Below are 13,076 nucleotides of genomic sequence, written 5' to 3'. Positions count from 1 at the left end.
CGCGGGGGCTGGCGGTGATGTCGCGAAAACTCCCCTGATTTCGGCTAGGCTGCGCGGCATGAGCGAGAAGCCCCAAAAGCCCGTCAGCGCGTCACGGGTCGAGCTCTGCCAGCTGATGCTCCCCGAGCACGCCAACGCCTACGGCAACGTCCACGGCGGGCTGATCATGAAGATGGTGGACGAGACGGGTGGCATCGCGGCCATGCGCCACGCGCAGCGCCCCTGCGTCACCGTCGCCATGGACGAGATGTCGTTCGTGTCACCCGTCCACGTCGGCGAGCTGCTCTGCTGCAAGGCCAGCGTGAACTACGTGGGCAAGAGCTCCGTCGAGGTCGGCGTGCACGTCCACGCGGAGAACCCCATCACCGGCGAGGTCACGCACACCAACTCGGCGTACCTGGTCTACGTGGCCATCGACGACGCGGGGAAGCCCTGCGCTGTCCCACCGCTCCTGCTCGAAACCGACGAGGACCGCCGCCGCTGGGAAGGCGCGCGCGATCGCCAGGCCAATCGCTTGGCGCAGCGCAAGAAGAAGTCAGGCTAGAGCGCCGCTCTGTCGAGCGCGGTCTCGCTGCCTCTGGCCTTCGCCTCGATCACGAACTCCGGCGCCTCCTGGATCACGCGCTTGACCGTGCACTTCGCGGCGACACGCTCGAGAGCCGGGACGTACTTGCTCGGGAAGTCGGCGGGCACGCTGATCTGCATGGTCACGCGCCGAAGGCGTCCTTCTTCGGAGAAGTCGTGGCGCTGGACCAGCTGGATGCCGTCGGTCGGGAGGTCGCGCGCCTGGCAGAAGCCGAGCACGTAGACTCCAGCGCAGGTCGCGAGGGACGCCAGGAAGAGCTGAAACGGCTCGGGCGCGCTGCCTTCCCCGCCGTGCTCGGGGCCCTGGTCGGTGTGAACCACTCGATCACCGAAGATCGCGTCTACCCGCTTGTTTCCTGCGAACCTGAGCGTGATTTCCATGGCACGCGGTGTGAGCCGCGCGCCGGGCCGAAGGATTCGCGCAAACTCTTCGCGGGCTCACGCGCCGGAAGGAGCGCACTTGACCAGCGGAGCGATGGGCGAGAAGTCCCACGAGGTCAGGTTCTGGTCGTCGTAGCTCTGGAGCTCCGTGGAGAGGACGCTGACGATGTCGGCGAGGCTCTGGCCGAGCTTGTTGCTGGCGGTGCCGCCGTTCTCGGCGACGCACACGAACTTGTTCGCGCCGCACACCGGCAGGGCCTCGCAGGCAGGGCCGACCGGCGCCAGGGCGCCCAGCGCCGAGTCGCCGTACAGCGTGCGCCCGCCGACCATCACCAGGCGGACCGTGCTGGGCTCGGCCTGGAGCAGCGCGTCGTAGGGGGCGGCGGCGTCGCCGCCGATCACCAGCAGGTCGGCCTTCTTGCCCACGGCGATCGAGCCGATGACGTTGGACAGGCCGAGGTTCTTGGCCGGGTTGATCGTCACCATCTCGAACAGCTTCTTCGCCGTCAGGATGTCGCCGAAGGCCCCGTCGTCCACCTGGTTGGCGAAGCGCAGCTCGTCGAGCAGGTTCTGGCTGCCGCCGATGGACCAGTCGGGCGCCAGGCTCACGTTGATGCCCTTGGAGAGGGCCAGCGGGATGTTGGTGGTCTTCTCGAGGTCGGTGCCCGAGCCGTACAGGAACACGTTGGAGCGCGGCGACCAGACCAGGCCCATGCCGTGCTGGGCCATCTTGTCGAACTCGGTCTCGCCGAAGGCCGTGCCGTGCACGATGGAGGTCTCGGGGGCGTGCAGGCAGCCGTCGGTGGTCGGCGCCGTCCAGAGCTTGTTGAACTCGTTCAGAGCCGTCTGGTCCACGCCCTCGCCGATGTGGATCAAGAAGGCGTCCGTCTTGTCGGTGGCGATGTTCTTGCAAATGGCGTCGGCGCTCGAGGTGTTCGGGAACAGCGTCGAGGCCTGGACCTTGTCGTAGCCCAGGTCGTTCGAGCTCTGATCGATGGTGCGCGCCAGCGAGCCGTAGCAGGCCTTGTTGGCGGGGTTCGCCGCGCCGGCGATGCTGGTGGTGCCGGCGATCAGGCCCTTGAGCTCCCCGTACTTGTTGAGCTCGCAGTTGACGTTGACCGGTGAGCCGTACTCGGCGTTCAGCCACTGCTTGGCGTCCACCATCGCCTTGTAGCGGGCGTCGTTCGGCCACTGGTCGTGGTTGGTGTAGACCTTGGGCGGCGACCAATCCGACTCGTCGAAGATGTCGAACAGGATGTGGTTGTGGGTGTCGATCAGGCCCGGCATGATGATGCCGTTCGTGGCCACGATCGTCGGCCCGGGGCTCATCTGCTGCACGGCACCGTCGCAGCTCACGTCCACGCAGGTGATGGTGTCGCCCTCGACCAGCACCTCGCCGGTGAAGAAGCCGGCCTCGGTGACCACGGTGCCCCGGAGCAGGATCTTGTCGGCCGCGCCTTGCTGGACGATCTGGGCGTCGCCGCTGGGCGGAGGCGCATCGGGCACGCAGCTACCGGCGGAGCAGCTCATGGCCGTGCCGCAGCTGGTGCCGTCCGCGACGGGCGCGTGGCCGCAGCCGGCGGCTGCGTCGCAGCTGTCCGCGGTGCAGGGGTTGTCGTCGTCGCAGGACAGCGCGCTCCCGCCGGTGCACACGCAGCTCGCCGACAGCGTCTCGCCGGTGGTGCAAGCGTCCCCGTCGTCGCAAGCCGCGCCCGCGGTGCACGCGGGGCCGTTCGAAGCACCCTTGCTGCAGGTGATCGCGGCGGACGACCAGTTGCCGCCGTCCGCGGTCCGACCGAAGCACTGCCCGGCCGAGCTCGACGCCGTGGGGCCCGAGTCTTCGGCGACATAGCTCGTGGAGCAGGTCGTACCGGACTTCGCGGAGCTGATCAGCCGGCAGGCGTCGGCGGTGGTCGAGTTGACGTAGGAGTACGGGACCCAGACCACCTCACCGGGCGCGACCAGCGCGCAGGTCGCCGCGCGTCCCGCCGCCGCGCAGGTCGTGGACGACGCCGCGTGGCTCACCAGGCTGTCGGTGATCTTCTTCGGGGCGCCGCCGCCCTCGACGTCGTCGACGAACCAGCAGCTCGTCGGATCGTTCGTCAGATCGAGGGTCGCCGTGCCCGCGTTGTAGAGCTCGATGAAGCCGCCGCTCCCGGTCGAGCACTCGTTCACCACCAGGCCGCCGGCGGACATGGCCTGCTGCTCCGCCGACTCGCTCTCGGGAGCGCGCGTCTCGGCGGCACATGCCGCCAGGGAAAGCACGAAGGGCAGGGAAAACAGGCTGAGGGAGCGGGTGCGGATCATCGGGTGTCTCCTAACGACGCCGCCCCATACGCAGACTCCGTGCCAAAGCTTCCTCGGACGGAAATGGCCAAGAAATCGCAGAAAGCCTGAGGGGCATGTTGCTTTAGTGCAACTGATACTGCTCTAATTGCGATTCATATATGTCTTTAGGCAACTCACTCGAGGAGCGCTTCCACGCCGCCGCGGAGGAGCAGATCGAGGGCGTGGTGCTCGAAGCCGCGATGGAACGCACCGGCGCCCGCTACGGCGCGCTGTTCGTCTGGGACGACTCCGAGAAGGCCCTGCGCCTCGACTTCCACGTCGTCGACGGCGTGGTGATGACCGTGCCTGGCTTGTTGCTCCGGCACCGGGCCGATGGCCGCCCCGACGGAATCGCGCTCTGGGTGTTTCGTCATCACCGGCCCTACCGCTCGGACGACACGTCACGCGATCCTCACTACGCCAAGTACCTGGTCGACGTGCGCTCCATCGTCGCGGTGCCCATTCTGTACCAGCGCCGGTCCATCGGCGTGCTCAGCGTGTCGAGCGCACAGGCGCACGCCTTCCCCGAGACGACGGAGGGCGAGCTCGGCACGGTGGCTAAGAGCGCGGCGAAGTTCCTGCGCCGCGCGCACATGTACCGAGCCGGCGCCAAGGCCAAGCGCCGCCCCTTCTTGCTCAAGGGGCTGTCTCCCGAGTGGCTCTGGCTGGAGCATCAGCTCGAGCAGGTCGCCGGGACGGACATCCCGGTGCTGATCCAGGGCGAGAGCGGCACCGGCAAGGAGCTGGTGGCGCACTCCATCCACTTCAACAGCAAGCGGAGCGAGGCGCCGTTCGTCTCGGTGAACTGCGCGGCCATACCCGAGCAGCTGCTCGAGAGCATGCTCTTCGGGCACGTGAAGGGAGCGTTCACCGGCGCGACCTTCAACAAGGTCGGCGAGCTGGAGAAGGCCAACGGGGGCACGCTGTTCCTGGACGAGGTGGGTGACCTGGCTCCGGCGCTCCAGGCGAAGATGCTGCGCGTGCTGGAGGCGCGGGAGATCCTGCCGGTCGGCAGCAACGCCGCCCCCAAGCACATCGACGTGCGCCTGATCTGCGCGACCCACAAGCACCTGCCGGGGATGGTCCGAGACGGAACCTTCCGCGAGGACCTCTACTACCGCGTCGGCGTCGTCACGCTGGAGCTGCCTCCGCTGCGCTCTTACAAGAACAACCTGGAGGTGATCGCGGAGACGTTCCTCCGCCGGGCTGCGCAGGATCTCGGGCGCCCCGACCTGCGCCTGTCCGCCAACGCGCTGGCCGCGCTCGAAGCCCACGACTTCCCGGGCAACCTGCGCGAGCTCAGGAACTGCATGGAGCACGCCGCGGCGATGGCAGCCGGAGACGAGATCACGGCGGAAGATCTGCCGGGCCCGCTCCGGCAGCAGGTCGCTCGGAGCAGACGCGGTGGCGAGCGCGAGAAGACGCTGCTCGAGCTCCGGGACGAGTGGCTGGCGCCGCTCGAGCGGCGCTACTTGCTCGACCTCTTGAACCAGTGCGGAGGCAACGTGCGCGAGGCGGCGGCGCGGGCCGGGGTCAACACGGTGACGCTCTACCGCCTGCTCAAGCGTCGCGGTTTGGTGGTCGCCCGCGAAGCGAAGCTCGCGGCCGAGGTCGGCCCACTGCGCCGCGTTCGCACCCGCTAGCGCAGCGTTCCCGGCATCACGCAGCGCACCGCGGCGGTCGCCGCCGGGTCGTCCTCCGGGTGCCGCTCCGGCGGAGCGGGCGGCTTGCAGGAGAGCGCGAAGCCGAGCACCGGACCGCGCTCCACGGGCCCCCTCACCGCGCACGGGAGCAGGCCTCCGCTCGCGTCCCAGTCGAAGCCCGCCGCGGGACAGCTCTCCCCGATGCTCAGCAGCGGCCGGCCGGCGTCGCCCGTGAACGGCGTCCCGCTGCACGCGACCATCGCATCCCAGGGGATGGGGCGTGGAGCGCCGCTCGGGAACATGCCGACGGAGCAGTTGGCCACGTTCGGTGTCTCGCAGGGCGTCTCGGTCACCCACTCTGCCTGGCGTGAGAGCTCGAAGTGGAGCGGCTCACCCGCAGACCTCGCCACGATCACCGCGGCCAGTCCCAGGGTCACCTCGGCGCGGGCGCGCTCCTCGCGGGTGGGCAGGCGGCCCGCGAATCGCATGTAGCACCAGCCCTGCGCCGTGTTGGCGTCGAGCACCGCTGCCAGGCTCGACGGGACGGGACCTGGCGCGCGCGCCTCGCCGGGGGCCGGGTGGTGGAGCGGTGTGACCCTGGGGCAGCGCAGCGTCTCGTGCTCACCCGCCGAGCACCCGAGGGGCTGTGCCGCGATCCAGAACGGCTCGAACCGCGCTCCGCCCAGCGGAAGGTCCTGGGGGCAGAGCTTCGAGAACGGGATCCCCAGCTTCTCGGTGGTGCGCGGCTCGCACTCTGCCGCCGCTGCGTCGGCGGCGTCGGCGCTCTCTCGAGCGGGCTCCGCCGCGCAGCCGCGACAGCCCGAGAGCACCGCCAGGAGCAGGGTCCACTTCGTCACCCGCATTCAGTCCTCCACGGGGGTGCTCGACCGAGCAGCGCTCTCGCGCTGCGCGCGCGCTCGGCCCACGATCAGGTGGTAGAGCGTGACGGCCACCACCCCCGTCGCGAACACCGCCAGGAGATACGTCCCGGTCCCCGGGTAAGCGTGCGTCATGAAGTTTCCGACCTGTTTCTCGCCCCAGAGCGCGGGCATGAACGGCTCCACCTTGAACGGGGCGTCCGGCGACAGGTCGTGGCCGTACGCATGCATCTTGTGCACGAAGCGGAAGACCGAGAATCCGCCGAAGTAGGTCACGAGCACGGACAGGTCGATGAGCGCACGCACGTTGCCGAGCGCCGCGACCCGCACCAGGAGCAGCGCCAGCGCACCGAAGCCGAACGGCAACCAGTCGAGCTCGGTGAACAGGGCTCGGTCCAGCTTCTGCATGCCGATGTAGTGGTTCAGGATGTTGATCTCCTTGATGTCGGCGCCGTCGTGCCCGCCGACCAAGGTGTGGGCGAAGATCTGCAGCGACAAGCCCTTCGGGTACTGCGGGGCCGTCATCTCGATGTGCCAGAGCGGCTGCATCAGCCCCAAGACGAGCGGCACCAGCAAGAGCAAGAGCAGCGGCCGCGATCCCAAGTACAAAGGCTCGTCCACGAACGCGTAGAAGCCTTCGAGCGCACGCTTGATTCGATCCCGCATGCGCCGATGTTCGCACCAATCGTGCGTGTGGGACGACGAATTCAGTGGGTGCGCACGCCCAGGGTCGCCGCCGCCGCCTTGCGCACCTCCAGGTGCTCGCTGTCGAGCGCCAGCCCGAGGGCAGCCCGCGCGCCGTCGGTGTTCATCTTGCGCAGGACGCGCACCAGCTCCACGCCGAGCTCCACCGGCGCGTGGGCGAACAACGCGCCGATCTGGTCTTCGTAGCCGGCGCTGCTGCGGGCCAGATAGCGGCGCAAGAGGTCCTTCAGCTCGCCGTCTGGAACGGCGGTCAGGTTCTCGAGCACCACGCCGGCGTGGGCGTCGCCCAGGAAATCGAGGAGCTTGCCGATGGCCGCCGCGCCGACCGCGCGGTCGACGCCGGGGTTGGCGGAGCTGGCGATCAGCGCGCCCAGCGCGCGCGTGGAGACGATGGCGCTGGCGAAGGCGCCGCGCACTTGCTCGTTGTCCGACTGCTTGGGATCGTCGATCGCGCTGCAGAGCGCGAGCAAGAGGCGCAGCGCCGCGTCCGGAGCGCGGGTCGCCAGGCGGCGGAGCCCCGTGCGGATGGGCTCGGTGACGTCCTCGGTCGTCCCTCTTGGCAGCGCGCGCCGATAGGCCTTCGCCACCGACTCGGCGAAGCGTTCGTCCACGATCGACTCGGCGTTCACGCGCCGCGACATCGGCTTGCTGGTGGGAGACGGGTAGTCGATCTCCGGCGCCGAAGGCGGGCCGTTGGCGGCGCGCGGCAGCGGTACGGGCTCGAGCTCCAGGATCTCGGCGGAGTCGATCTCGATCTCTTCGCCGAGCTCGACCTCCACGTCCGATGCGAGGGCCGCCTCGGGGCTCGAGGCCCCCGGCTGCGTGCCGACCATGGTCGGCTCCTCGTAGGGCGACGGCGGCGGCTTCGAGCCCGTGTCGGTGCGCTCGACCACGCCGCCGTGGCCGACCTCCTGCTGCACCGCGCGCAGCTCCGCCAGCATGGTCGCCGCGTCTGGGAAGCGGCGGCGAGGGTCGAACGCCAGCGCACGATCGACCAGCCGCACCAAGGAGAGCGGAGCCTTGGCCACGCGGGCCAGCGACGGAGCCGGGCGGGTGGCGGCCCGGATCAGCATGTCGCTGCCGGTCCCCGAACCGTGGACCAGGCGTCCGCTGACGAGCAGGAAGATCAGCGCACCGACCGCCCACAGGTCCGTGCGCGCGTCCACCTCCGACCACCGCCCCAACGCCTGCTCCGGCGCCATGAACGACGGCGTCCCCATGATCACGCCGGTGCGGGTCTGGCCGCGATCCTTCTCCTGATCCAGCATGCGCGCGATGCCGAAGTCGAGGACCTTGACCTCGCCCTTGGACGTCAAGAACACGTTCTCGGGCTTCAGATCTCGGTGGACGATGCCGAGCGGATGGGCCTTCACCAGCACCGCCAGCACGCCCTCGGCGATGTGCAGCGCGTCCCGGATGGTCAGGCGACCGCGGTGCGAGTCGAGCAACAGGTCCACCGACTGCCCGCGGAGCAGCTCCATGACGATGTAGGGCTCGCCGTCGTGGCTGGTGCCGTCGCCCTGGATGGCGACCACTCCGGGGTGATCGACCTTGTTGGCGATGTACGCCTCGCGTTGGAACCGCGCACGCACCGCCGGGTTCTTGGCCAGGTGGGAGTGGATCAGCTTGATCGCGGCCTTGCGCCCCGTCCCGTCCACCGCGGCGTAGACCGCCGCCATGCCGCCGAGCCCGAGTAGCCGGCGCAGCTGCCAGGTGCCGTCGATGACCGCGCCCACCCGGCGCTCGCAGCGCGTAAGAAGCTCGTCGTCGGACTGCATCCTCGGGGAGCCCGCAATAGTACTCAGCCTGAGCCCGCTCGGTGGTGCCGAATCCATGACGCGGCCAGGAGCTCCTGCCCCGCGCTCCGGCTAAGTCCTCGGAATACGTGCCTTCCATGCCGGCCGTGGCTGTCCGGACGCGGGAATTCCCATTCCTCCTAGCGTGCTCCCCCACGAGGCATTAGTTTCCACCGACTTTTCGCGGTCTCCGGTTGCCAGAGTGGTGCCGGCTCGACTCGCCAAAGAGAGTCTGAATGCTCACCTGGGTAGCGAAGAAGCTGTTCGGCACCTCCAACGAACGCGCGGTGAAGCGCATGAGGCCCATCGTGGCGGCCATCTCCGACCTGGAGAAATCCGTCTCCAAGCTGTCGGACGACGAGCTCCGGGCCAAGACCGCAGAGTTCAAGGAGCAGCTCGACAACGGCGCCACGCTCGACGACATCCTGATCGACGCCTTCGCCGTCTGCCGCGAGGGCGGCAAGCGCGCGCTGAAGATGCGCCACTACGACGTGCAGCTGATGGGTGGGATGGTGCTGCACCAGGGCAAGATCGCGGAGATGCGCACGGGCGAGGGCAAGACCCTGGTCGCCACGCTGCCCATCTACTTGAACGCCCTGGAGGGCAAGGGCGTGCACCTGATCACGGTGAACGACTACTTGGCCAAGCGCGACGCCGAGTGGATGGGGCGCCTGTACAACTTCCTGGGACTCTCCATCGGCGTGGTCATCCCGCAGCAGAACGACACCGACAAGAAGCGCGCCTACAAGTGCGACATCACCTACGGGCAGAACAACGAGTTCGGCTTCGACTACCTGCGCGACAACCTGAAGTTCTCGGCCCTGGACTACGCCCAGCGCGCGCTGAACTTCGCCATCGTGGACGAGGTCGACTCGATCTTGATCGACGAGGCGCGCACGCCGCTCATCATCAGCGGCCCTGCCGACGCGGCCAGCGAGAAATACCGCTCGCTGAACGAGGTCGTGGCGAAGCTGCACAAAGACGAGCACTACAACGTGGACGAGAAGGCCTTCAGCGCCACGCTGACGGACGACGGCGTCGAGTTCGTGCAGAAGCTGGTCGGGATCGGCAACCTCTACGACCCGGCCAACATGCAGACGTTGCACATCCTGTATCAGCTGCTCAAGGCCCACGCGCTCTACAAACGCGACCAGCACTACATGGTGAGCCCGGACGGCAAGGTGCTGATCATCGACGAGTTCACCGGGCGCGTCCTTGCCGGGCGCCGCTGGAGCGACGGTCTGCACCAGGCCGTCGAGGCCAAGGAGAACGTCCGCATCCAGGAGGAGAGTCGCACCATCGCGACCATCACCTTCCAGAACCTCTTCCGCATGTACAAGAAGCTCGGCGGCATGACCGGCACCGCCGAGACCGAGGCCAGCGAGTTCCACACCACCTACAAGCTCGACTGCGTCGCGATCCCGACCAACAAGGACATGATCCGGCTCGACGAGCACGACATCGTCTACAAGACGGAGCGCGAGAAGTTCACGGCGGTCATCAAGGAAATCCTGGCGGAGAACGAGGCCGGGCGACCCATCCTGGTGGGCACCACCAGCGTCGAGAAGAGCGCGGCCATCAGCAAGATCCTCACCAAGAAGGGCGTGGCGCACCACGTGTTGAACGCCAAGCACCACGAGAACGAGGCGTTCGTCGTGGCGCAGGCCGGCCGCAAGGGTGCCATCACGGTCAGCACCAACATGGCCGGTCGCGGCACCGACATTCTGCTCGGCGGCAATCCCGAGATGCTCGCGAAGTGGGAGCTCAAGCAGAACGGTAAAGACATCGACCTCGACCCCGAGGAGTACGAGAAGCTCACCCAGAAATACGACAAGCTGTGCAGGGAAGAGCACGACGAGGTCGTCGAGCTCGGGGGCCTGCACATCGTCGGCACGGAGCGCCACGAGTCCCGCCGCATCGACAACCAGCTGCGCGGGCGCGCGGGCCGACAGGGTGACCCCGGTTCGAGCCGCTTCTACCTGTCCCTCGAGGACGACCTGATGCGCATCTTCGCGGGTGACCGCGTCAAGAACCTGATGGACCGCATGGGTCTGCCGGACGACGAGCCCATCGAGCACCCCTGGGTCACGCGCAGCATCGAGAACGCGCAGAAGAAGGTCGAGGAGCGCAATTTCGACATCCGCAAGAACCTGCTCGAGTACGACGACGTGATGAACGCGCAGCGCAAGACCGTGTACACGCTCCGCCAGCAGCTGCTCCTGGGCCGCTACGAGCCGGAGGAGCTGGACGAGGTCGGCAAGCCCACGGGCAAGACCCGCGCCATCGCGATGGACAAGGCGGTCAAGAAGCAGGTGCGCCCCTTGGTCGGCAAGCTGCTCACCTACTTCGTCGATCCGCCGCTCACGCTCTCGGCAGACGCGGGTGGCGACGACGACGAGGACGCCGGCGACAAGGGCCCGCGCGCGCCCAAGCGCAAGGACTTCGAGGCCGCCGAAAAGCTGGTCGAGCTCGAGGCGCTGCAGCGCGAGGTCTACCAGCTCTGGGGCGTGCGCATCGACGTCGAGGACCGCTCCAAGAAGTGGACGCCGGCGGAGATGTACGAAGAGCTGGTCGAGCTGGTGGCACAGGGGCTCTCGGAGCAACGCGAGCGCACCCTGGACCTCATCGATCGGGTGATCGCCGCCATCGTCGAGGAGAGCTGCCCGGAGAACAAGCCGCCGGAGGACTGGGACTGGGCCGGCATCCGGGACGGCATGAACGAGCACTTCAAGCTCAAGATCGGCCGCGAGCTGGAAAACTTCGGCGATCCGGATCTCCTGGTGCGCGACCTGTACGGGCGCGCGGAGGAGCAGTACCTGGCTCGCGAGAAGGAGCTCGGCGTGGACAACGCGATGCGCGTGTTCCGCTACATCTACCTCGAGGCCATCGACCAGGCTTGGGTCGATCACCTGACGAACATGGAGCACCTGCGCGACGGCATCGGCCTGCGCGGGTACGGGCAGAAGGACCCGAAGAACGAGTACAAGAAGGAGGGCTACAACCTCTTCTTGAACATGATGGCGAAGGTCAGCGGCGCGGTGCTCCAGCGCTTCTTCGAGGCGCAGATCCAGAAGCGCGAGGACATCGAGGCCATCGAGGCCGAGGCCGCCGCCGAGCACCAAGGCCTGCTCGAGCAAGCGGTGGCGCGTCACGTCAACGCTTCACCCGAGCCGATCGCCGACGCGCTCGCCGAAGGCGGGCGGCCGCAGTCCGTGCCGCCGCCGCGCCCGCAGCCTCAGATCGCGGCGCCGAAGATCGGGCGCAACGATCTGTGCCCGTGCGGCAGCGGCCAGAAGTTCAAGAAGTGCCACGGCGCCGCGCTCGAAGAAGAAGACGAAGACGAGGAGCAGCCGCGAGCGTGATCATGGTGCGCCCAGCGGTCCCGCGTTGGACCCACGTGCGTCCAACGCGACTCAACTCCGCGACACTGTGAAACGACTCGACGCGTGCTTGTAAAGAGCGCGCGCTTCGGTAAGTTCGATCGCATGCGGCACGCGATCCACGGGTTCGTCTGCTTGGGGTTCGTCACGCTCGGCGCATGTGCACAGGCGCAGGACGTCGGCGGCGGCGCCGGCGCCGGCGCCTTCACGAGCATCGGCGGCAGCGGCAGCGGCGGCAGCTCCTCCGGGAGCGGCGGCTTCTCCGGCGGCGAGAGCGGCGCGGCCGGCTCGACGTCGAGCGGCGGCAGCGCCGGTCTAGCGGGCGCAGCGGGTGGCAGCAGCGACGGCGGCGCGCCCGGCAGCGGTGGCTTGGGGAATGGGGCCAGCGGGGGCTCGACTGCGGGCGGCGGCTCCACCTCCAGCGGTGGCGCGAGCAGCGGGGGCTCCACTTCCAGCGGCGGCGCGAGCAGCGGCGGCGCGAGCAGCGGGGGCTCCACTTCCAGCGGCGGCGCGAGCAGCGGCGGCAGCGGCGGCGCTGCACCGAAGAGCGACTGCTGCACCGGTACCCCCTTCGCGGCCGGCTGCACGAACACCACGGTGCAGGCCTGCGTGTGCGCGCAGGATCCGTACTGCTGCCAGGTCGAGTGGGATGCGACCTGCGCCGGCGAGACCTTGCTCCTCAAGTGCGGCACCTGCCCGACACCCGCAGACTGCTGCGCGGGCACCAAGTGCAACAGCGACGCGGTCGTGGAGTGCGTCGGAGACACGGACTCCGCCTGCTACGGCACCTGGAGCGCGAGCTGCGCGTCGAAGATTTCGAGCCTCGGCTGCGGCACTTGCGGCTCCACGCCGCCGCCGACCGCAGTGGTCTGGATCAACGAGCTGCACTACGACGACGCCAGCACCGACGCCGGCGAAGGCGTGGAGGTGGCGGGCAGCGCCGGCGCCGATCTCACCGGTTGGACGCTCGTCTTCTACAACGGCGCGCCCGGCCAGCTGAAGCAGTACATGTCGAAGACGCTGTCGGGCACCATCCCAAACCAGAAGAACGGATTCGGCACGGTGTGGACCGCCGCCACCAACATCCAGAACGGAGGTGCCGACGGCGCCCCGGAGCCCGATGGCGTCGCGCTCGTCGACAAGGCCGGCAAGGTCGTGCAGTTCTTGTCCTACGAGGGCAAATTCACTCCGACCGACGGCCCCGCCAGCGGCACGGCCTCGGTGGACATCGGCAAGAGCGAGCTCAGCACGACGCCCGATGGCCAGTCGCTCCAGCTCACCGGCACTGGCAAGAAGTACTCGGACTTCACCTGGACCGGTCCGGTCGCTGCCACGCCAGGACAGCCGAACGCGGGGCAGAGCTTCTGACCGACAGCGCCG

General features: G+C 68.5%; 9 protein-coding genes. 4 read left to right on the top strand and 5 right to left on the bottom strand.

Going from position 1 to position 13,076, the window contains the following annotated elements:
* The first annotated feature begins 58 nt into the window (after nucleotides 1-58).
* A complete protein-coding gene (locus HS104_33795; protein ID MBE7484929.1) occupies nucleotides 59-544 on the top strand; it encodes an acyl-CoA thioesterase in 486 nt (161 codons plus the stop codon).
* Here the strand turns inward: HS104_33795 and HS104_33790 are convergent.
* Entirely contained in the window at nucleotides 541-966 is a 426-nt protein-coding gene (locus HS104_33790; protein ID MBE7484928.1) for an OsmC family protein, read from the bottom strand. The genes HS104_33795 and HS104_33790 overlap by 4 nt on opposite strands.
* Nucleotides 967-1,023: 57 nt before the next feature.
* Nucleotides 1,024-3,273 carry an amidohydrolase family protein gene (locus HS104_33785; protein MBE7484927.1) on the bottom strand — a complete coding sequence of 750 codons (2,250 nt, stop codon included), beginning with the start codon at nucleotides 3,271-3,273 and terminating at the stop codon, nucleotides 1,024-1,026.
* Between the two features lie 140 nt (nucleotides 3,274-3,413).
* Here HS104_33785 and HS104_33780 point away from each other — a divergent pair, with 140 nt between their 5' ends.
* Nucleotides 3,414-4,937, top strand: a complete 1,524-nt coding sequence (locus tag HS104_33780) for a sigma-54-dependent Fis family transcriptional regulator (protein MBE7484926.1) — start codon at nucleotides 3,414-3,416, stop codon at nucleotides 4,935-4,937.
* Here the strand turns inward: HS104_33780 and HS104_33775 are convergent.
* From HS104_33775 to HS104_33765, 3 genes are read right to left on the bottom strand one after another with little or no spacing between them, the layout of a single operon-like run.
* Complete coding sequence (locus HS104_33775; GenBank protein ID MBE7484925.1) at nucleotides 4,934-5,794, bottom strand: hypothetical protein; 861 nt, start codon at nucleotides 5,792-5,794, stop codon at nucleotides 4,934-4,936. The genes HS104_33780 and HS104_33775 overlap by 4 nt on opposite strands.
* Before the next feature lie 6 nt (nucleotides 5,795-5,800).
* On the bottom strand, nucleotides 5,801-6,481 hold the full coding sequence (locus HS104_33770) for a hypothetical protein (protein ID MBE7484924.1): 681 nt from the start codon (nucleotides 6,479-6,481) through the stop codon (nucleotides 5,801-5,803).
* Between the two features lie 41 nt (nucleotides 6,482-6,522).
* Nucleotides 6,523-8,298 carry a serine/threonine protein kinase gene (locus HS104_33765; protein MBE7484923.1) on the bottom strand — a complete coding sequence of 592 codons (1,776 nt, stop codon included), beginning with the start codon at nucleotides 8,296-8,298 and terminating at the stop codon, nucleotides 6,523-6,525.
* A gap of 254 nt (nucleotides 8,299-8,552) precedes the next feature.
* Here HS104_33765 and secA point away from each other — a divergent pair, with 254 nt between their 5' ends.
* Both secA and HS104_33755 read left to right on the top strand, forming a co-directional pair.
* On the top strand, nucleotides 8,553-11,678 hold the full coding sequence (gene secA, locus HS104_33760; protein ID MBE7484922.1) for a preprotein translocase subunit SecA: 3,126 nt from the start codon (nucleotides 8,553-8,555) through the stop codon (nucleotides 11,676-11,678).
* Between the two features lie 123 nt (nucleotides 11,679-11,801).
* Nucleotides 11,802-13,064: a lamin tail domain-containing protein gene (locus tag HS104_33755; GenBank protein ID MBE7484921.1), complete on the top strand. Its 1,263-nt coding sequence runs from the start codon at nucleotides 11,802-11,804 to the stop codon at nucleotides 13,062-13,064.
* The last annotated feature ends 12 nt before the right edge of the window (nucleotides 13,065-13,076 follow it).

It is taken from the genome of Polyangiaceae bacterium (assembly GCA_015075635.1).
Lineage (GTDB): Bacteria > Myxococcota_A > Polyangia > Polyangiales > Polyangiaceae > JADJKB01.
Note: the sequence above shows the minus strand (reverse complement) of the source record. Positions and strands in the feature narration are given on the sequence as shown.

Excerpts from the sequence above, each read along its gene's own strand:
- HS104_33795 (MBE7484929.1), top strand. The coding sequence starts at position 59 with ATGAGCGAGAAGCCCCAAAAGCCCGTCAGCGCGTCACGGGTCGAGCTC.
- HS104_33790 (MBE7484928.1), bottom strand. The coding sequence starts at position 966 with ATGGAAATCACGCTCAGGTTCGCAGGAAACAAGCGGGTAGACGCGATC.
- HS104_33785 (MBE7484927.1), bottom strand. The coding sequence starts at position 3,273 with ATGATCCGCACCCGCTCCCTCAGCCTGTTTTCCCTGCCCTTCGTGCTT.
- HS104_33780 (MBE7484926.1), top strand. The coding sequence starts at position 3,414 with ATGTCTTTAGGCAACTCACTCGAGGAGCGCTTCCACGCCGCCGCGGAG.
- HS104_33770 (MBE7484924.1), bottom strand. The coding sequence starts at position 6,481 with ATGCGGGATCGAATCAAGCGTGCGCTCGAAGGCTTCTACGCGTTCGTG.
- HS104_33765 (MBE7484923.1), bottom strand. The coding sequence starts at position 8,298 with ATGCAGTCCGACGACGAGCTTCTTACGCGCTGCGAGCGCCGGGTGGGC.
- secA (MBE7484922.1), top strand. The coding sequence starts at position 8,553 with ATGCTCACCTGGGTAGCGAAGAAGCTGTTCGGCACCTCCAACGAACGC.
- HS104_33755 (MBE7484921.1), top strand. The coding sequence starts at position 11,802 with ATGCGGCACGCGATCCACGGGTTCGTCTGCTTGGGGTTCGTCACGCTC.